The sequence below is a fragment of the Tolypothrix sp. VBCCA 56010 genome (assembly GCF_050875635.1).
GTDB lineage: Bacteria > Cyanobacteriota > Cyanobacteriia > Cyanobacteriales > Nostocaceae > Hassallia.
This window is the reverse complement of the sequence record NZ_JBPAOH010000054.1, coordinates 22,025-41,720: the sequence shown is the minus strand read 5'-3', so window position 1 is coordinate 41,720 and position 19,696 is coordinate 22,025. Positions and strand designations below refer to the sequence as shown.

The 19,696-nt window shown below is 43.1% G+C and carries 21 protein-coding genes; 13 read left to right on the top strand and 8 right to left on the bottom strand.

Features of this window, described 5'->3' with window-relative positions; genetic code table 11:
- The 4 genes from AABK37_RS19285 to AABK37_RS19270 all read right to left on the bottom strand — a co-directional run.
- A partial coding sequence (locus AABK37_RS19285) for a tetratricopeptide repeat protein (RefSeq protein WP_432553159.1) occupies positions 1–2,760 on the bottom strand: 2,760 nt, incomplete at its 3' end.
- Between the two features lie 369 nt (positions 2,761–3,129).
- The gene (locus AABK37_RS19280) at positions 3,130–3,537 is read right to left on the bottom strand and encodes a hypothetical protein (protein WP_432553158.1); all 408 of its coding nucleotides are present in this window, start codon (positions 3,535–3,537) and stop codon (positions 3,130–3,132) included.
- Between the two features lie 63 nt (positions 3,538–3,600).
- Entirely contained in the window at positions 3,601–4,758 is a 1,158-nt protein-coding gene (gene nagA / locus AABK37_RS19275) for an N-acetylglucosamine-6-phosphate deacetylase (protein WP_432553157.1), read from the bottom strand.
- Positions 4,759–4,764: 6 nt separating this feature from the next.
- Positions 4,765–4,899, bottom strand: a complete 135-nt coding sequence (locus tag AABK37_RS19270) for a hypothetical protein (RefSeq protein ID WP_432553156.1) — start codon at positions 4,897–4,899, stop codon at positions 4,765–4,767.
- 4 nt (positions 4,900–4,903) lie between these two features.
- On the opposite strand from AABK37_RS19270, the gene purE reads away from it, so the two are divergent.
- From purE to AABK37_RS19255, 3 genes are all read left to right on the top strand, one after another.
- Positions 4,904–5,419 (top strand): 5-(carboxyamino)imidazole ribonucleotide mutase, encoded by a 516-nt coding sequence (gene purE, locus AABK37_RS19265; RefSeq protein WP_432553155.1) that lies wholly within the window; start codon positions 4,904–4,906, stop codon positions 5,417–5,419.
- A 12-nt stretch (positions 5,420–5,431) separates the two neighbouring features.
- Positions 5,432–5,566, top strand: a complete 135-nt coding sequence (locus AABK37_RS19260; protein ID WP_432553154.1) for a hypothetical protein — start codon at positions 5,432–5,434, stop codon at positions 5,564–5,566.
- 907 nt (positions 5,567–6,473) lie between these two features.
- Positions 6,474–7,895, top strand: a complete 1,422-nt coding sequence (locus AABK37_RS19255) for an ammonium transporter (protein ID WP_432553153.1) — start codon at positions 6,474–6,476, stop codon at positions 7,893–7,895.
- On the opposite strand, the gene AABK37_RS19250 is transcribed toward AABK37_RS19255, so the two are convergent.
- Positions 7,885–8,226, bottom strand: a complete 342-nt coding sequence (locus AABK37_RS19250) for a hypothetical protein (RefSeq protein ID WP_432553152.1) — start codon at positions 8,224–8,226, stop codon at positions 7,885–7,887. The genes AABK37_RS19255 and AABK37_RS19250 overlap by 11 nt on opposite strands.
- Before the next feature lie 98 nt (positions 8,227–8,324).
- Between AABK37_RS19250 and AABK37_RS19245 the strand changes: the two genes are divergently transcribed.
- From AABK37_RS19245 to AABK37_RS19205, 9 genes are all read left to right on the top strand, one after another.
- Positions 8,325–9,227, top strand: a complete 903-nt coding sequence (locus AABK37_RS19245; RefSeq protein WP_432553151.1) for an SGNH/GDSL hydrolase family protein — start codon at positions 8,325–8,327, stop codon at positions 9,225–9,227.
- Positions 9,228–9,399: 172 nt separating this feature from the next.
- Positions 9,400–10,608: a 4-hydroxy-3-methylbut-2-enyl diphosphate reductase gene (locus AABK37_RS19240; RefSeq protein ID WP_432553150.1), complete on the top strand. Its 1,209-nt coding sequence runs from the start codon at positions 9,400–9,402 to the stop codon at positions 10,606–10,608.
- 164 nt (positions 10,609–10,772) lie between these two features.
- On the top strand, positions 10,773–11,249 hold the full coding sequence (locus AABK37_RS19235) for a hypothetical protein (protein ID WP_432553149.1): 477 nt from the start codon (positions 10,773–10,775) through the stop codon (positions 11,247–11,249).
- 285 nt (positions 11,250–11,534) lie between these two features.
- The gene (locus AABK37_RS19230) at positions 11,535–12,734 is read left to right on the top strand and encodes a S8 family peptidase (protein ID WP_432553148.1); all 1,200 of its coding nucleotides are present in this window, start codon (positions 11,535–11,537) and stop codon (positions 12,732–12,734) included.
- Entirely contained in the window at positions 12,731–15,145 is a 2,415-nt protein-coding gene (locus AABK37_RS19225; protein WP_432553147.1) for an NACHT domain-containing protein, read from the top strand. The genes AABK37_RS19230 and AABK37_RS19225 overlap by 4 nt, the downstream gene beginning before the upstream one ends.
- Positions 15,146–15,185: 40 nt before the next feature.
- Positions 15,186–15,425, top strand: a complete 240-nt coding sequence (locus AABK37_RS19220) for a type II toxin-antitoxin system HicB family antitoxin (protein WP_432553146.1) — start codon at positions 15,186–15,188, stop codon at positions 15,423–15,425.
- Positions 15,418–15,561, top strand: coding sequence for a type II toxin-antitoxin system HicA family toxin (locus AABK37_RS19215; protein WP_432553145.1), 144 nt, complete (start codon positions 15,418–15,420; stop codon positions 15,559–15,561). The genes AABK37_RS19220 and AABK37_RS19215 overlap by 8 nt, the downstream gene beginning before the upstream one ends.
- On the top strand, positions 15,515–15,775 hold the full coding sequence (locus AABK37_RS19210; RefSeq protein ID WP_432553144.1) for a type II toxin-antitoxin system HicA family toxin: 261 nt from the start codon (positions 15,515–15,517) through the stop codon (positions 15,773–15,775). Before AABK37_RS19215 ends, AABK37_RS19210 begins: the two co-directional genes overlap by 47 nt.
- 14 nt (positions 15,776–15,789) lie before the next feature.
- Complete coding sequence (locus tag AABK37_RS19205) at positions 15,790–15,984, top strand: hypothetical protein (RefSeq protein ID WP_432553143.1); 195 nt, start codon at positions 15,790–15,792, stop codon at positions 15,982–15,984.
- Between the two features lie 3 nt (positions 15,985–15,987).
- Here the strand turns inward: AABK37_RS19205 and AABK37_RS19200 are convergent, their stop codons facing one another.
- Both AABK37_RS19200 and AABK37_RS19195 read right to left on the bottom strand, forming a co-directional pair.
- On the bottom strand, positions 15,988–16,248 hold the full coding sequence (locus AABK37_RS19200; RefSeq protein ID WP_432553142.1) for a hypothetical protein: 261 nt from the start codon (positions 16,246–16,248) through the stop codon (positions 15,988–15,990).
- A gap of 140 nt (positions 16,249–16,388) precedes the next feature.
- Positions 16,389–17,087 (bottom strand): class I SAM-dependent methyltransferase, encoded by a 699-nt coding sequence (locus AABK37_RS19195; RefSeq protein ID WP_432553141.1) that lies wholly within the window; start codon positions 17,085–17,087, stop codon positions 16,389–16,391.
- A 160-nt stretch (positions 17,088–17,247) separates the two neighbouring features.
- Here AABK37_RS19195 and AABK37_RS19190 point away from each other — a divergent pair, with 160 nt between their 5' ends.
- Positions 17,248–18,609, top strand: coding sequence for a TrpB-like pyridoxal phosphate-dependent enzyme (locus AABK37_RS19190; protein ID WP_432553140.1), 1,362 nt, complete (start codon positions 17,248–17,250; stop codon positions 18,607–18,609).
- Between the two features lie 321 nt (positions 18,610–18,930).
- Here AABK37_RS19190 and AABK37_RS19185 read toward each other — a convergent pair whose 3' ends face one another.
- The gene (locus AABK37_RS19185; protein WP_432553139.1) at positions 18,931–19,677 is read right to left on the bottom strand and encodes a class I SAM-dependent methyltransferase; all 747 of its coding nucleotides are present in this window, start codon (positions 19,675–19,677) and stop codon (positions 18,931–18,933) included.
- Positions 19,678–19,696: the final 19 nt, after the last annotated feature.

Sequence of the window (19,696 nt, the reverse complement as noted above, 5' to 3'; positions counted from 1 at the left end):
GCCATTGCGATCGCCTATCTCCCTAGATATTTCCAAAGACTGCTGCAAGAACTCAATCGCCCGTTGGTACTGTCCCAGGGAGTTGTAAGCATTGCCCAAATTGCCCAAGGAAGTACCTTCGCCATTGCGATCGCCAATCTCGGTAGCTATTTGCAATGACTGCTGCAAAAACTCAATCGCTTCTTGGTATTGCCCCAGGGAGAAGTAAACATTACTCAAATTCGCTAAAGATTTGCCTTCAGTATTGCGATCGCCTATCTCAAGAGCGATTTGCTTTGACTGCTGGAAGAACTTAATCGCTTCTTGGTATTGCCCCTGATATAAGTAAGCAAGACCCAAATTCATTAAGCATGAGCCTTCAGTATTGCGATCGCTTATCTCCGTAGCTATTTGCTTTGACTCTTGGAAGAACTCAATCGCTTGTTGGTAGTGTCCCTGGTTTAAGTAAGCAAGACCCAAGTTATTTAAAGATTTGCCTTCAGAATCGCGATCATTTATCTCCGTAGCTATTTGCTTTGACTGCTGCAAAAACTCAATTGCTTGTTGGTATTGCCCCTGGTATAAGTAAGCAAGACCCAAATTCATTAAAGATGAGCCTTCAGAATTGCGATCATTTATCTCCGTAGCTATTTGTTTTGACTGCTGCAAAAACTCAATTGCTTGTTGGTATTGCCCCTGGTTTAAGTAAGCAAGACCCAAATTGCCCAAAGATTTGCCTTGAGTATTGCGATCACTTATCTCCGTAGAGATTTGCTTTGACTGCTGAAATAACTCAATCGCTTGTTGGTATTGCCCCTGGTTTAAGTAAGCAAGACCCAAATTCATTAAAGATGAGCCTTCAAAATTGCGATCATTTATCTCCCTAGCGATTTGCTTTGACTCTTGGAAGAACTCAATCGCTTGTTGGTATTGCCCTTGGGAGAAGTAAGCAAGACCCAAATTGCCCAAAGATTTGCCTTGAGTATTGCGATCGCTTATCTCCGTAGCGATTTGCTTTGACTGCTGCAAAAACTCAATTGCTTGTTGGTATTGCCCCTGGTATAAGTAAGCAAGACCCAAATTCATTAAGCATATGCCTTCAGAATTGCGAGCATTTATCTCCCTGGCTATTTCCAATGACTGCTGCAATAAATCAATCGCTTGTTGGTATTGCCCCTGGTCTAAGTAAGCAAGACCCAAATTAGATAAGGATTTGCCTTCACAATTGCGATCGCTTATCTCCCTAGCTATCTGCAAAGACTGCTGGCAGAACTCAATCGCTTGTTGATATTGTCCCAAGGATTGGTAAGCAACGCCCAAGTTCGTGAGAGCAGCCTGATAATTCCAGTTTTCTCTCTCGCCAGTTTTTTCCAAAGCTGCTATCAACTGCCCCCATAAGTCAACTTGGTCAGTGTAATAGCCCCGCAAGCTCAAAAAAATATTGCAATTGCTTAATGCATCGAATGCTGAGTCATAATTTTCTAGTTGATACCATTGATAAAAGATTTCTAAATATTCCTTAATATCTTCTCTAGTTTGCCAAGGTGCTGGTTTAACATTCAAAAGATAGTAATTGATAGCTCGCTGATGCGCCTCTGTCTGAATACCAGCTTTATACCGCGCATATTCTAAAACAACAGGCTGAAACTCATACCACCGCTTGCCATTGAGTTTTTCTAACAACAAAGAACGCTTAATAAGGTTCCTCAGTTCTCCCTCAATCTCTGTTTCTGAACTTCCTGGCAACACTGCCACGGCTGCTGCGCTGTCAATTGCACCACGATAAACACTAATATTAAGCAATAAAACCTTTTGCAACTCACTCAACCGCTTAAAACTGGCATCCAACACCAACGCCATCCCCACATTTTCCCGGCGATGGACACCTACCATTTGGGGATCTGTTAACAACTGCTGCAAATTTCCTAAACCTAAATCTGCTAGTCGTCTTAAATCAGTGTCTTGGGGATATTCTTCTTTTAATAAATCTGCTACCAAGCGCAATAGTAGGGGATGCCCATCTACCAATTCGACAAACTCCCCTAAATCTCCGCGAATGCCCAATGCAGTTAAAAGTGCTACCCCTTCTTCTACTTGCAAACCTTTCAGGGGTAGCCATTCAAAGCCTTTTAATTCTGGTCTTTCTCTGGTAGTGACTAACACCTTACTATGACCGCCAGATTCTACCCAAGCGTTGAAAAAGTCGCCGTAGAATAAACTTCCCCATTGTCTATCTGGTTGTAATAAACTCTCCAGGTTGTCAATAATCAGTAAAAATTGACCAGTTCGCAAACACTTAACTAGCGCTTCCACTAAGTTGGCTTCTTGTTCTGGAACCGGAAAGCCAAATTCTGTTAATACTTGCCTAGCTAAATCGCTAAAACTTGCCCCATTACTGACATCACCCCAAAATCGCTTAGAAAAACCCTCAATTTCCTCATAAATTTTAGCTGCCAGCATCGATTTACCCGTGCCACCGATGCCTTCTATGCCAATTAGGAAAGTATTTTCATCAGTTAACCATTGCTGTATTTGGGCGATTTCCGTTTTCCGTCCCTGCCAGTAAGCCAAACTTTTGGGGGAGTTGCCAGCTTTGAGAACCCCAGGTGATTCTACTTTGGAGATTTGTTGTAATCGCTCTAGTATTGGTACTATGTCGTTAACATTAAATTTGACTTCTGCTGCATTTAACTGCCCTACCATAGTTACTTTACTATCACCGTGGGCAGTGGCATTCATTTCAATATTGTTCGAGTTACTGGCGTTGGGTTCCTCTGCCATTGCTTACAGTAGGTAAAAATTTTGCTTGATATTGTGACTGTCAACTCGAAACTTGGTGTTCGGAACTCGAAACTTCGTGTTCAGAACTCGGAAGTTTGTGTTCAGAACTCGAAACTTGGTGTTTGGAACTCGAAACTTGGTGTTCGGAACTCGGAAGTTTGTGTTCAGAACTTGAAACTTGGTGTTTGGAACTCGAAACTTGGTGTTCGGAACTCGGAAGTTTGTGTTCAGAACTCGAAACTTGGTGCTTGGAACTCGAAACTTGGTATTCGGAACTCGGAAGTTCGTGCTTAGAACTCGAAACTTCGTGTTCGGAACTCGAAACATCAAAATTTGTAGGGTGGGTAGGGTACTGCCCACCCCACTCAATTAAAAACTCACTTGGTTTGCGTCCATCTTCCCAACTTGCTTTACCGTACTTTGGTCGTAAGCATTAGCACTCACCTGAACATTGTCACCAGGTTTGTCAGTCGATGCTTGCAAAATCTTAGCTATTTCCTCAGCAAGTGCTGTATCCGCATCCAAAATCTTTTTCAGTTGCACCCGCAAACTAGCTTGTAAATCTTCATCCTCTGGCTTTTGTGCCACATCCGTTGCTGCTTCTTTAGCTGCTTCCTTTGCTTCTACCTTAGGATGTAACTTAGCCCAAATAGCTTTGGCTTTATTCCAAACATCTTCACCTACTTTTTCAGATGCCCCTTCTACAGCTTTATTACCTACCTTCAACAAAAATGGCAGACAGGGAGCGAGAAATTTAACGAGTATAGCTATATCCATTAGTTTATAAAGTTTATTTAGTCTATATTACATACATAGATATACATTACCTTTACGCAAAATTTAGCTCAATAGTCGCTGCCAAGTGAGTTCTTTTGTCGCTTCATCCCAATGCCAGCGTAATAATTTGGCGGGTTGATTTGGAGAAATTCCTGGTAATCCAATTGCCTGTCTGGGTGCATCAGTAGCAAGCGCGATCGCTTCTTCTACATCACAACCCCACTTTACCAGATTCTGCACTCCCACCAATAAAGGTAAAGTTGTCCCCGATAAAGTTCCATCCGCCAATCTTGCCGTGCCGTTTTTAACTTCAATTTGCCGAGTATCCCAAGGATACACTCCATCAGCAAGTCCCAAAGGCGATAAAGCATCACTTACTAAAAAAAGCCCTTTGTGAGAACTGGCGCGTAGGAGAATTTTTAGCATAATTGGGGAAATATGTTCCCCATCGGCAATAAAACTACACATTACATCAGGATTGATAATTGCTGCCCCTAATAATCCCGGTTCGCGATGATGTAATGGTGGCATGGTATTGAAAGCATGAGTCACCATTGTTGCACCCAATTTAAAGGCGTCTTCGGCTTGGGTAGCGGTGGCTTGAGAATGTCCTAAACTAACGATAATGCCCTTTGAACGCAAGTAAGGAATGACTTCACCAGTGGGATCTAACTCTGGTGCGAGAGTGATAACTTTGACAATCTGGGCATAATCGCCCAAAACTCGCTTTACTTGTTCAATTGTTAAAGGTAACAGATATTCTGCTGGATGTGCGCCGCGCTTTTGGTAATTTAAAAATGGTCCCTCTAGATGGATGCCGAGAATTTGCGAACCTGTTTTTTGATGAGAAATAAAATCAGCACAAACGGCAAGCGATCGCTGAATATTATCCACCGAAGTTGTCACCAGCGTCGGTAAAAATCCATCTACCCCCACATCCCAAAGATATTCACAGATTTTCTGGAGAAAGTCCAAATTTTCCACTTTTAATTCCGGAAATGCCAACCCCAAAGCACCGTTAATCTGCAAATCGACACCACCCAAAGAAACCCAATCACCACGAAGATCCAGCAATTCTAAGCCAGGAGGTGCAACTCGTTTGAAAACTGTAGTCATTGGCAAAATTCGCTCAATTATACCCTCACGAACAAAGAGCATCTGCAAATCTTTGTATCCTGGCACTCTGGCGTTGATAATATCTATGGGCGTTGCTTTGCTCATCACATGCTAATTGGTAATTGCTAATTGGTAATTGGGCATAGGGCATAGGGCATAGGGCATCGGTAAGAAAGAAGAAATATTTCTCCCCCTGCCCCCCTGCCCCCCTGCCCGATTACCCATTCCCCATTCCCCATTCCCCATTTTTATGACTTTCCTTATCGGTATTATCATGGGTAGCGATTCCGATTTACCCATCATGCAGGGTGCGATCGCTATTTGTGAAGAATTTGGCATTCAAACCGAAGTTGCCATCCTCAGCGCCCATCGTACCCCAGAACGCATGGTTGAATACGCACAACTTGCACACCAACGCGGCATAAAAGTGATTATCGCCGGTGCTGGCGGTGCTGCTCATCTTCCCGGAATGGTGGCATCTTTAACTCCACTTCCGGTTATCGGTGTTCCCGTCCCCACCCGTCACTTACAAGGAATTGATTCACTGTATTCTATTGTACAGATGCCTGCGGGTATCCCAGTTGCGACCGTGGCAATAGGTAATGCCACAAATGCAGGTCTTTTGGCAATACAAATTCTCGCTACCCAGCAACCCGAATTACTGGAAAAAGTCCAAAAATATCGCCAAAATCTCTGCGATTTGGTAATGGCAAAGCAAGCAAAGTTAGAACAACTAGGCTATCAGCAATATTTGTCACAGATGTGAAAAAGAGGGGGCATGGGGCATGGGGCATGGGGCATGGGGCATGGAAAGAAAGGAAACTTCTTTTTATTCCCATTGCCCATTGCCCATTGCCCAATGCCCAATGCCCAATGCCCAATTACCTATTATCTGTATGTAAAAATTTATTAAACTTTTTTAGCGAAATTTAATAATATCTTGACTTTTATATCCCGATGTCTGGAAATACTGACACTGTAATGGATACAGTTACCTTATTTACGGTTTTGGGTAGGTGCAGGTAAAGACAAAAACCAAAAAATAGTATTTAAGGCTACAGAATTCCTGATTGGCGTAATAGAAAATCAATCAACTTAATTCGTGGATTCACCAAAAGTTCTCTACAGAAATCATGCTCATGAATTCTGTTTAGAGGCGTTTGTGCATTGTTGCATTTCAGGTGTTGATATTAAAAAAGGTAATTTTTCCGAAATGGATAGTTAAAGTGTATTGCAGAAATTGATTGCCATTATAAGAGCGTATCTTTCTGGGAATATATGACCAATGAAGCATTGAAAATTGAAAATGGCTACATAAAATTACGGACATCTTATCGTTTATGCTCAGTTACCCTTTCAGAAAATTATGTGTTGAAAGAATAATTTTTAAAGAGTCAATGAAGGAGACTTGACTGTTATATAAAATACATAATAATGAATAATGATGAAAATCCGTAATATCTAGAGAGGTAGCGCTCTTGTTATTAACTTCAACAATGTTTATATAAACGGCTTGACAACTAAGGGATAAGCTCTTTGTCCTTGAGTTAAAAACAGTTGACTATAAACTTAATCAACACAAAAATTAACATTGTCTCCCAAAAATGCAAAGAAATTTTAAAAATTGTATGGTTAAATATTGCTGTCAAAAAAATATGCAAAATCTTCCTAAAATGCACATTGATTTAAAATTTTGGAACTATAAAAAGGAGTATATTTTAGGTAGATTTGCCAGAAAAGAAATTTGAGTAACTTCCGAAAGAAGGATGAGTATCAAAAAGTACTCAAATTCCGTAAAAAACAGAAAATTGTTGGTACTCATGAGCAAAAAAGAAGTGTTGAAAAAAGTTCTGATAATTGGGGCGATCGCCTCATTGCTTCTAGGTGGACCGTTGATGGGTAATGCCTTCGCAGCACCCGCAGATGTAAACGCAGCAATCACTAATGCTCAAACGGCTGCGGATACAGCATTTATGCTGATTTGTGCAGCACTGGTATTGTTGATGACACCTGGACTAGCATTTTTCTATGGTGGATTTGTGCGATCGCGCAACGTCCTAAATACCTTGATGATGAGCTTCGTGCTGATGGCGATTGTTGGAGTCACCTGGATTTTGTGGGGTTACAGCCTTGCTTTTGCACCAGGTAATCCGTTCATCGGCGGATTAGAGTGGTTTGGATTGAACAATGTCGGCTTAGAGACAACCGATTATCTCAAAGGAACAAACCCGGCGGAAGTTGTTTCCTATGCGCCGACAATTCCCCACCAGGCATTCATGATTTATCAAGCCATGTTTGCCATTATCACCCCAGCGTTGATTAGTGGTGCGATCGCCGAGCGGATGAACTTCACCGCTTACTCATTATTTGTGCTGTTGTGGTCTACGTTTATTTACTCCCCCCTAGCGCACATGGTATGGGCTAAAGGCGGATTTTTGGGCTTGTATGGTGGATTGGGCGCCCTAGACTTCGCAGGGGGTACAGTCGTTCATATCAGTTCCGGTGTTTCTGCCCTCGTTGCAGCCATGTACCTCGGACCCCGGAAAACCTATCCCGACCGTCTTAGCCCTCCGCACAACGTTCCCTTCATTCTGTTGGGTGCTGGCTTGCTGTGGTTTGGCTGGTTCGGCTTCAACGCAGGTAGTGCCTTGGCTTCTGGCGGTTTGGCAACAACCGCATTTGTCGCCACCAACACAGGTGCGGCAGCGGCGGCTTTAATGTGGCTAATCTTAGAAAAAGTCTTGCGCGGTAAACCAACAGCAGTTGGTGCAGCTACAGGTGCAGTTGCCGGATTAGTTGGTATCACCCCAGCCGCAGGATTTGTCACACCTCTAGCTGCGATATTAATTGGTGGTATCACCTCGTTTGTTTGCTTTTATGCCGTCAGCTTCAAGCACAAAGTCAATATTGACGATGCCTTAGATACCTTTCCCGTGCATGGTGTCGGTGGGACAATCGGGGCGATTCTCACCGGAATCTTTGCCACCACCGCAGTCAACTCAGCAGGGAAAAACGGCTTGTTATTTGGCAATCCCGGTCAACTGGTAACACAAATTATCGCCATTGTCGTTGCCTATATCATTGCTGCTGTCGGCACCTGGATTATTTTGAAGATTCTAGATGTCACAGTCGGGTTGCGAATCAAAGAAGAAGCCGAACTACAAGGCATGGATATCAACGAACACGGCGAAGAAGGATACAACGAAGAATTTGGAGAGCGCATTAGTCTTACTAATAAGTAATGCGATTTATCACCCTTGACCGTCGCTTTGCTCCAAGGTAAAAAGTAGAAGGTAAAAGGTAAAAAATCTTTCTTCTTACCTTTTTACTTTTTACTCCTTCGGAGTTCGCCAGTCGCTCATGGGGAACCAGTGCGTTGGGGAGGCAGTGCGTTGCGGTGAGTCCACTCGGCGGTGTCGGTTTCCGTCCCGTCGAAGTGGCGAACCCGAAGGGGGGTTCCCCCCGTTGTAGCACCTGCCGTCGGCTCTGCCGACTTGTTCGCGCAGCGTCTCCGCAAGGAGAAGCACCTGGCGTGGAAACCTCCAAGACCCTTAGGGTTCGCCAGTCCCCCATCGTGACGGAGACCGCCTTGGCGCTAGCCTCTCCCTTCGGGAGAAGACGGGGGCTGGTCTCACCGCGCTGGCTCACTTTTTACTTTTTACTTCCTCAGCGTGTCTACTCCAGCAAAAATTTTTCCTACCTGGGCATTTTTCTCCGTAGTAATCAACGGCATACTGATGTTAGCGATCGCCTTGCTAATTTTCCGACAGCAGGGTTTGACCGCTTTTTTTTGGTCTGCACATTCCGCCACACCAGTCAAGCACAACAGTCAACCCCAAATTACACCTGCCAAAATTACGCCTGAACTAGGACCTCGCCATAAATTAACTTATCCGCAGTGGGTAGATGTCCTCAAAAAAGAAGCTAAAGCAGCAGCCGAGAAACCTCCCCAGAATTTAAGTATCCTCGCGGGAGATTCTCTCTCATTGTGGTTTCCTACAGAGTTATTACCTGAAGACAGAAATTGGCTAAATCAGGGAATTTCTGGAGAAACCAGCGAGGGACTATTAAAAAGATTAGATTTATTTGATCGCACCCAGCCTCATACAATTTTTGTGATGATAGGCATTAATGACCTGATTCGGGGTGCAAGCAATGAGACAATTTTAGAGAATCAGCAACAAATTATCACTTACCTGCGACGAGTGCATCCAAAAGCGCAAATTGTGGTTCAGTCGATTTTGCCGCATGGAGGAGAAGAAGCAACTTGGGAAAGACGAGAGAAACTGCTGGCTATTCCTAACAGTCGCATTCGCAAGCTTAATCAGCAGCTACAAGATATAGCCACAAAAGCAAATGTGAAATATCTCAACTTGCATCCCCTGTTTACCAACAAGCAAGGTAATCTTCGTCCCGAATTCTCTACCGATGGCTTACACCTAAGTCCCCAAGGCTATCTTGTCTGGCGTTCCGCTTTGCAAATGTACACTCAGATAGAACTGGATAAGGGGGATAAGGCAGACAAGGGGGATAAGGCAGACAAGGGGGACAAGGGGGACAAGGGGACAAGGTGACAAGGGGCAGGGGGCACATCTTGCAGGGGGAGTTTGCCTCCTCGTCTTCATTGTCTTCCCCATCTCCCTTGTCTTCTTTGTCTGCCTTGTCTCCCTTGTCTCCCCACTCTCTCCGCTTAAATGGTGTCTTTGCGCTCCTACAATAAAACAGAGGAGTCTCTAACGAAAAAACATGGATACAAAAGCTTTTAAGCGATCGCTTCAACATTCAGAAAACTATCATCGCAAAGGTTTTGGTCATCAAGCCGAAGTTGCCACCCAGTTGCAATCCGAATATCAAAGCAATTTAATTCAACAAATCCGCGATAACAATTACACTTTAAAACGCGGTAATACAACCATTCAACTAGCGCAAGCTTTTGGCTTTTGTTGGGGTGTGGAACGTGCTGTGGCAATGGCGTATGAAACCCGCAAGCATTTCCCTACAGAAAGAATTTGGATTACTAATGAAATTATTCACAATCCTTCTGTAAATCAGCGAATGCTGGAAATGCAAGTAGGATTTATCCCTGTGGAAGCTGGTAAAAAAGACTTTTCTGTGGTAAATACAGGCGATGTAGTTATATTACCTGCTTTTGGCGCAAGCGTCCAAGAAATGCAGACACTTAACGAGAAAGGCTGCAAAATTGTTGATACTACTTGTCCTTGGGTATCAAAAGTTTGGAACACAGTTGAAAAGCATAAAAAAGGCGATTATACTTCAATTATTCACGGCAAATATAAGCACGAAGAAACGATTGCTACTAGTTCCTTTGCTGGTAAATATCTAATTGTGCTGAATATGAAAGAAGCTGAATATGTTGCTGATTACATTCTTAATGGTGGAAATCGTGAAGAGTTTATCGCCAAATTTAGCAAAGCAGTCAGCGCCGGATTTGACCCCGATAAAGATTTAGAAAGAGTTGGTATCGCTAATCAAACAACGATGCTCAAAGGCGAAACCGAGCAACTTGGTAAACTGTTTGAGCGTACCATGTTAAAAAAATATGGTCCCATTGATTTTAATCAGCATTTTCAAAGTTTTAATACTATCTGCGATGCAACCCAAGAACGGCAAGACGCGATGTTGGGTTTAGTTGAAGAAAAGCTAGATTTGATGGTAGTAATTGGTGGATTTAATTCTTCTAATACTACTCAATTGCAACAAATTGCTGTAGAGCAGAAAATTCCTTCTTATCATATCGATTGTGTGGAGCGAATTAAATCAGGAAATGCGATTGAGCATCGACAATTAAATGGTGAGTTGAAAATAACAGAAAACTGGTTGCCAGATAATGAAATTGTTGTGGGAATTACTTCTGGTGCTTCTACACCCGATAAGGTGGTTGAAGATGTGATTGAGAAGATTTTTGAATTGAAAGCTACAGCAGCGGTAGTTTAACTGCATTCTCTTATTCCCTCTTCACTCGTGGAGAGGGACAGAATTTTCGGTGCATCCGAATTTTGGCGAATTGCCCCGACGACTGGAAGTCTCGGCTAAACAAACGAAGTCCGCATCACAAGGACTAAAAAACTTTTAGGTTGATGTTAGGAGGTTACGTAAGTGTGTGGTTTTGGGAAAAAGATTCAATCGAGTACGAAGTATTCAAGCAGTACGAGTATGCATTATCGAGAATTGGTGTAGATTTTGACAGAGAAGATGTACAGGATGTCCTCGAAGCGTGTAGTTTTGGGTTGGAAGATGCCTTAAAATCTGTCATTGCCTATTGGGTGTGGTTGCAACAGCAAGAAAGACTAATGGAATACCCCAGCGCTGTGTTAATTCGTGCGCTTGACGAACAGTGGAAGCCAAGAAGCTGGTGTGATGAATGGCTCAATTTACCGCAGCTGCAATCTCAAGGGCAAAGGTGGTATGAGGGTGCTGCTAAAGTTTGGGGTTATGACCAACGCAATCAGCTTGTTGTAAATATTGTTTGTGAAAAAGGAAAAGATTACATTGTATTTACTAACAGCAAAGAAATGCTAGTAGAGACTGCATGGCGTTGGGGATGGGAACGAGTACTTAAATATGCAACTAGTTGATAAATAATCTTATGTCATTAAAATACTATGAATATATAAATTCTCAGGAGTGGCAGGAAGTTCGGAAACTCGCGTTGCAACGTTCTGGGTATAAATGTCAGTTATAACGCACCCTACAGCCACGCTAGTAGGGGAGGCAAATTAGGGTGTGGATTTTCCTCCCCTAATATTGCCGTTGTGTTACCGCGAAATGCATAACGCACCTGAAACGATTGGTGCGTTAAACTTCGTTATAACGCACCCTACGCTATTTAAAGCCGCAGAGTTTTCAACCAGCAGTATTTGATGAGTATTTATATTATTCGACCCAAGGCGACATCAGTAGCGCGATCGCTAAAACTGCAATCTCGAAAATTTACACCAGAAAGTCGTCCAGCGCAAGTTAAGGAAGTGGTTGATTTTTGGGAAGAAGATCCAGTTCACAGAGAAATTGAACATTGGTTAGAAGATGCAGAAAACGTCTCAAAGCATCCTACTTACTCAGGAATTACTGGAGCCGCTATTGTAGAAATGTCGGATGAAGAAGCTATAAAAATGCGTCGCGAGTTGCCCAACGCTTTGATATTACGCGACCAGCCGATTGAGTTGATCCAGCCAGAACGCAATGTAACAGCTAGTAAAGATAAAATCACAGCAGCAGATTTGTGGCATTTGGATGCGATCGCTCTCAACAAAGCACGTCAACAGGGATTTACAGGCACAGGCAAAAACATCACCGTTGCTGTTCTGGACACGGGTATCGACAACAGCCACTCGGAATTGCAAGGCAAAGTAACTGAATCTTATAGTTTTAACGACAGAACACAACAAATTCAGTCGATACCTTGCCAAGATACCGATGGTCATGGCACTCACGTTGCCGGATTGATTTGCGGTCAACAGATTGGGGTAGCACCAGAAACTAAACTGATCAATGGCGTTCTCATTCCTCGCGGTACAGGCAAATTATCAGACTTATTTTTATGGCTTGACTGGCTGGGAACTCGCGTAGATGTGAATATTGTAAATATTTCCGCTGGCATTCCTCGATATTATGATGGAATCAGCGATTTAATTGATACTTTGCTGGCGGTGGGAATATTGCCGATTTGCGCTATTGGCAATGATGGATTTAACAGAACTGATGCGCCAGCAAACTGTAAAGGCGCGGTTTCGGTAGGTGCTACAAACTCTGGCGGTCAAGTTGCCTATTTTAGTGGCAGTGGCAAGATAGTAATCAATAATCATGAGTACAACGTCCCCTATTTAGTTGCTCCTGGTGAAAAAGTTTATTCATCTGTTCAAGGTGGCGGTTACGAAGCTTGGGACGGAACTTCGATGGCTACCCCAATCGTTTCTGGTGTAGCAGCTTTAATATTAGAGAAGTACAACAAACAAATTACGGTAGGGCGTTTGTTTGACGCACTGCTTTCAACTTGTCAAGATTTAAAACAGCAAAGTAACCGCCAAGGTCAAGGTTTAATTCAGGTGACAGCGGCACTATGAATCTTAATGAAAGCCAGATTGCTAAAATCGACCCTTTGCTTGAGGAGGTTCTGACACATGCGCGGGGGAATGAAGAGATTCGGGCAATTATCACTTTAGGCGCTGAAAACCAAATTAAAAAAGATGCCAGCAATCCACCGCTTGATCCGAATCAATTTTCATCTTATGAAGCTTATCGACAGGCGTTAATTGAACGGCGAAAAAATCAACTTGCAGAGGCAGTGGGTGATACTGTCCAAGCACTGCAAAATCTCTCTTTAAAACCTATTGGAGGGACACTCAGCCGCGTTGTGGTTGTCGAAGGTTCAGCGAATGCAATTTTACGCTCTTTGGAACTACCAGCAGTTAACCATGTCAGTCTAGATCAGCTGATTGCGCTGCCGGAAATTGCACCAGACGAAGCTGTTAAACATTTCGCTGACCTTTATATAAATATACTTAACCGCCCTTTAGATGAGAAAACAAAAAAGTTAATTTATAAAGCATCCCAACAATACATTATTAACTACCACAAACGCCACAATAAACTGCAAATATTGGGAATGCAAAAACCTGTAGATTTGGATTCTATCTACACAGCAGTGCAATGTTTGGAGTACTCAGACATTCGTAAATTTGAGTCAGGCGAAAGCTTAGAGGAACTTTACCGCCAACCAGGAAAACGCAGATTTATAGATGAAAAGGCTAATACACAAGATGGGATTGAAGTAGCAAATCAGGAGCAATATTTGATGGTACTCGGCGCTCCTGGGGCGGGAAAGTCTACATTATTACGAAAGATAGGACTTGAAGCACTTAAGGCTCATCAAAGCGAATATCAGCATAAATGTATTCCGGTTTTTATTGATTTGAAACAATTTAATAATAGTGAAATTGATATAAAACAAAGAATTATAAAGAAATTTGCTGATTGTCAATTGCCACTTGTTGAAGATTTTACAACTAAAGCATTAGAGCAAGGTAAGTTGTTGATTTTGCTCGATGGCTTGGATGAGATACCAACAGATAATATGGATTTGGCAATTACTCCAATTCAAAGTTTTGTTGAGAAATGGCAGAAAAATCGGTTTATTATCTCTTGCCGTATCGCTGCCTATCGTCGTAACTTTAAAAACTTTACCGAAGTTACTATTGCCGAATTTAATGATACTCAAATTAAGCAGTTTATTCACAATTGGTTTTCCTCAGAGGTTGATAAGAAAGTAAAAACTGCGGAAAAGTTCTGGCGCTTATTGAAGCAACAAGAATATACAGCAACTAAGGAACTTGCCCAAACTCCTCTGTTGCTAACTTTTCTCTGTTTAGTATATGACGAATCTCAGGACTTGCCCAAAAATCGGTCTACGTTATACAGTGATGCTTTAGATATATTACTGAGAAGATGGCGAGCCGAAAAACGGATTCAAGAAGACCGTATCGATCAGACAATCGGCGTTGATTTAGAGAAAATCATGCTTTCGGAAATTGCTTATTTGGGCTTTGAAGCAAATAAACTATTCTTTTCTAACCAAGAAGTTGTGAGACAAATAAAAGAGTTCCTCGCAAGTAATGACAATGCACCCAACCATTTAGAGGCTAAGGCAGTGTTGGATGCTATAGCTATTCAGCAGGGGATTTTAGTAGAACGAGAACGGGATATTTATTCATTCTCCCATTTGACGCTACAGGAATATTTAACAGCAAAATATATTGACGACCATCACCTAATCGAAAAATTGGTTGCAGAACACCTTACCGATGAACGCTGGCAAGAGGTGTTCTTGCTAGTGGCTGGATTAATGCGCGGTGGTGCAGATAAATTGCTGTTAGCGATGGAAAAGGAAGCACAAAAGTACATTAATATCCCTAAGTTGCGAGATTTATTAAACTGGGCAGAACAAGTAACAGTCGGCTCTCTAGGTAATTTTAAACCAGTTGGTAAACGTGCAGCTGCGATCGCCAACGCCTACCCCATCGCCAACGTCATCGCTTACCCCATCGCCAACGACATCGCCAACGCCAACGCCTACGCCGATGCCTACGCCATAGCCAACACCAACGCCGACACTGACGCCAACGCCATCGACGAGCTCACCAACCTAGCTACACAGCTAGATAAAATAAAAATTTTCAAAGCTGTGAACTTTACAGTGCTAATTGCCCAACTCAGAGAACTTAAGACTCAAGTTCCTGATGATATACAACCTCAGAAAGTTCATCGGGCATTTATTGACCGCATTATACAGACTTGGCTCAATGCTTTCAATCTCACTTCAGAAATGGTCGATTTATCTGCGGAAGAATTGCACGCACTGGACAATTATCTCTATGCAAATTACCTAATTATCCAGTGCAAACAAGCAGCGGTGCGAGTGTCATCTCAAACCTGGGAAGGAATTGAAGCGCGGATGTTGTTGGTTCCAAGGGGTTGAGCAACAATAAGGTAATGAAATATCGCTAAATAAACACTCTATGAGTTCATTGAAACAAACTCAAGACAAAAAAACTCAAACTTTTACAGCAATTCTCCACTGGGAAGAAGATGTTTACGTAGCAGAATGTCCAGAGGTGGGAACTGCTAGTCAGGGAGAGACGATAGAAGAAGCGATCGCCAATTTGAAAGAAGCAACTGAACTATATTTAGATGAGTTCCCCCTTTCAGAAACCGCACCTCGTCGGTTGTTGACTACATTTGAGGTGACTAGTGCCTAAGCTACCCAGAATTAAAGCCTCTGAAGTCATTCGTGTTCTGGAACATTTAGGCTTTGTTCAGGTAAGACAACGTGGCAGTCATGTAATGAATGAAGAAGCAACTGGTAGACGAAGGAGAAGAACAGGAAGTGATTGAAGTCGGTTGTGTTGTGCCACTACATCGCAAAACTGTAGCTGTTGGGACGCTTAAGAGTATTCTGAATCAAGCTGGAGTTTCAGTTGAGGAGTTTATAGCGTTTCTCGGTTTAATGAGGTACACCCGTAGGGGCACGGCACTGCCGTGCCCCTACAACCCGCCATATAATTTTGTACCTCACCTGAGTGGGAATCGCTATATTGAAAATCTTTAGCTTACAGTGGGAAGATGTTTACGTCGCTGAATGTCTGTGAGGTGGGAACTGAAGCGTTAGAAAGAGACGATCTTATGAAGCGATCGCCTATTTGCAATGAAGCAACTGAACTATATTTAGATGAGTTCCCGAAGAATGGAAACCGCAGAGTAGTTAGCATTGATTTACAGCAGTTTGCAACGTTGCGGAAATACAGCAGCCATATCTAAAAGCTACATACAAAGCCATTTTCCTTCTGACTTTTGTACAGACGCGAGGAACATCGCTACAGACGCGAGGAACATCGCTACAGACGCGAGGAACATCGCTACAGACGCGACCAACATCGCTACAGACGCGAGGAATATCGCTACAGACGCGACCAACATCGCTACAGACGCGAGGAATATCGCTACAGACGCGACCAACATCGCTACAGACGCGACTAACATCGCTACAGACGCGACCAACATCGCTACAGACGCGACCAACATCGCTACAGACGCGAGGAATATCGCTACAGACGCGAGGAATATCGCGTCTCTAGTGCGGACTTCTGCTGAATAACCATATAATTACTGAAAAGTCAAGATAAAAAGCTTAAGCGGGTGCGATCGCCGAGTTGTTTATAATTTTATTTTTTGAAGGCTAGCCAACCACCAACCCAAAGTCCCGTATAAAAACGTATCGTTTTCTCAAAACCAGCTTGCTCAAGTAAATTCAAAATGCTGGTTTCCGCTAAGGGATATACACCTTGGTCAAATGCTGCTAAAAGTTCTTGCTGCTTTTGCGGTGGCAGTCCCATTCCATCCCAATAAGCTTGTAGTATGGGCATTAATTGTTTCAATTGGTGGCTTGTCTTTTCGCCGAAAACATCCACAAGTACAAACGGGGCAGAAGGATGAAGACGTTGAGCAATGCTTTGCAAAAACTCTAATTTACCTGATGGTGGAATAAAATGCATTACTAGAATGCTAGTTGCAGCATTATACAGGATATCTGTAGGTAAATCCTGTGTGTAGCCCTGAATCAACTTGACTCGCTGGGAAAGTTGATGATGAGACATTTTTTCTTTTGCGATCGCTTGCATCTTTTCTGAGGGGTCAATTCCCAGAAAATGCCACTGAGGACAAGCGTTACCTAAGCGTGCTAGTTCCATTCCCGTACCCGATCCTACCACAAGTAAGTCGGCACTTTCGGGTAAATAAACCTGCAAACACGCAAGAACCATTGTATGCATTGCTTCATAGCCTGGTAGCGCTAACTGAGCAGCGCGATCGTATTCATCAGCAGTAATGGGTGCATTTTTGTCAAAATCTATTGGTTGAGACATATCTCATTCATTTGTGTTGTTTTGACCGTTGTTTATAAAAAAAAATCATTGTCTAATACTAAGACAATTGTTAAAAATGAGAATACACTTGCCATAGTATTTTTCCTGACCAACAAGGTGAGCAAGGCAACGAAAGTAAGATAGCAGTAGCTTTTAACAGATGGACACTATCAAATACACGCTTACAGAAGACCAGATGCCTGACTCCTGGTATAATATCCAGGCAGATTTGCCCGTTCCTATGCCGCCAGTGCTACACCCTGGTACAGGTCAACCGATTACAGCAAAAGACTTAGAACCGCTTTTCCCAACACAGCTAATTGAGCAGGAGGTCAGCCAACAACGTTGGATTGAGATTCCTGACCAAGTACAATCAATTTACCGTCAGTGGCGACCAACTCCACTCTACCGTGCCAGACGTCTAGAAAAAGCTCTTGATACTCCTGCCAAAATTTACTACAAATATGAGGGAGTAAGTCCTGCTGGCAGTCATAAACCAAACACCGCTATTCCTCAAGCTTATTACAATAAAATTGCCGGAGTCAAACGCCTAATCACTGAAACTGGTGCAGGACAATGGGGTTCTTCGCTCTCCTTGGCTGGTGCTTTTTTTAATTTAGAGGTAGTGGTTTACATGGTAAAAGTCAGCTACCATCAAAAACCCTACCGTCGTGCTTTTATGGAATCCTATGGAGCGCGGGTAATAGCTAGTCCCAGTAACGAAACTGAAGCGGGACGCAAGATTCTTAAAGAACATCCTGACAGCAATGGCAGTTTGGGCATTGCTATCAGCGAAGCGGTGGAAGTCGCAGTACAGGATGAGCAAACTAAATATGCTTTAGGTAGTGTGCTGAATCATGTGCTGCTGCATCAGACTGTAATTGGTATTGAAGCACTAGCACAGTTGGAAATGGCAGGTGATTATCCTGATATTATTGTCGGCTGTACGGGTGGTGGTAGTAACTTCGCTGGCATTGCCTTTCCTTTTATGCGTGCAAAGTTAAAAGGCGATCGCGATATCAAATTTGTCGCAGTCGAACCGGCAGCTTGCCCTACATTGACTAAAGGCAAATATACTTATGACTTCGGCGATACCGCACATCTGACTCCTTTAGTGAAGATGCATACTCTCGGTAGCTCGTTTGTTCCCCAAGGCTTCCATGCCGGCGGGTTAAGGTATCATGGCATGGCACCGCTTTTAAGTCACGTTGTCGATTTAGGTTTGATTTCCGCAAAAGCTTATGGACAACTTGACTGTTTTGCAGCTGGTCTTACCTTTGCCCGTGCTGAAGGGATTTTACCGGCTCCTGAAGCCAATCATGCAGTGAAGGGTGCAATTGATGAGGCATTGCGCTGCAAAGAAGAAGGTGCTAGCAAGACCATTTTATTTAACCTGTGCGGTCACGGTCACTTTGATATGCAGGCTTACATGGATTATCAAGCCGGGTTGTTACGCGATACTGAGTATAGCAGCGATGAGATAGCAATGGCGCTGGCTGGGTTGCCTGTAATTAGTCAATAACTATTGCGTGCCAAAGGCAGCAGCGCACTCGTGCTTCATCAGACGCTTTTTTGAACGCGATCGCTCAAACCCGAAGTTTAGGAGCGATTAGTGACATACTCCTAGATTATCTGTAAGCGAGTGTTACCGTTTATTTAGGCTGATGAAAATGAGTCTTTGAGCGAGATGAACGAGTATCTCAACTGGATTACTCCCTTCCCGCTACAAGATTACCTATCTTCTTTCTCTTCTTCCTTTGTGTACTTCGTGTCTTTGCGGTTCGTTAAATAGGTATTTTTCGAGCGGGAAGGGATTAATGCGATCGCCGAGTTGTTTATCATTTTATTTTTTGAAGGCTAGCCAACCACCAACCCAAAGTCCCGTATAAAAACGCATCGTTTTCTCAAAACCAGCTTGCTCAAGTAAATTCAAAATGCTGGTTTCCGGTACGGTATATGTCCCTTGGTCAAATCTTACCAAAAACTCTTGCTGCTTTTGCCGTGACAGTCCCATTTCATCCCAATAAGCTTGTAGTATAGGCATTAATTGTTTCAATTGGTGGCTTGTCTTTTCGCCGAAAACATCTACAAGTACAAACGGGGCAGAAGGATGAAGACGTTGAGCAATGTTTTGCAAAAACTGTAATTTACCTGATGGTGGAATAAAATGCATGACTAAAATGCAGGTTGCAGCATTATACAGGATATCTGTAGGTAAATCCTGTGTGTAGCCCTGGATCAACTTCACTCGCTGGGAAAGTTGATGATGAGATATTTTTTCTTTTGCGATCGCTTGCATCTTTTCTGAGGGGTCAAGTCCCAGAAAATGCCACTGCGGACAAGCGTTACCTAAGCGTATTATTTCTGTTCCCGTACCCGATCCTACCGCAAGTAAGTCGGCACTTTCGGGTAAATAAGCCTGCAAACACGCAACAACCATTGTATGCATGACTTCATAGCCCGGTAGCGCTAACTGAACAGTGCGATCGTATTCATCGGCACTAATCGGTGAATGGTTGTCAAAATTTATTGGTTGAGACATGTTTAATTGTTTCTCTAAAGTGCCGTTTGGTGCATTTAACTGCCCCAATTATATGCACGCATTAGAT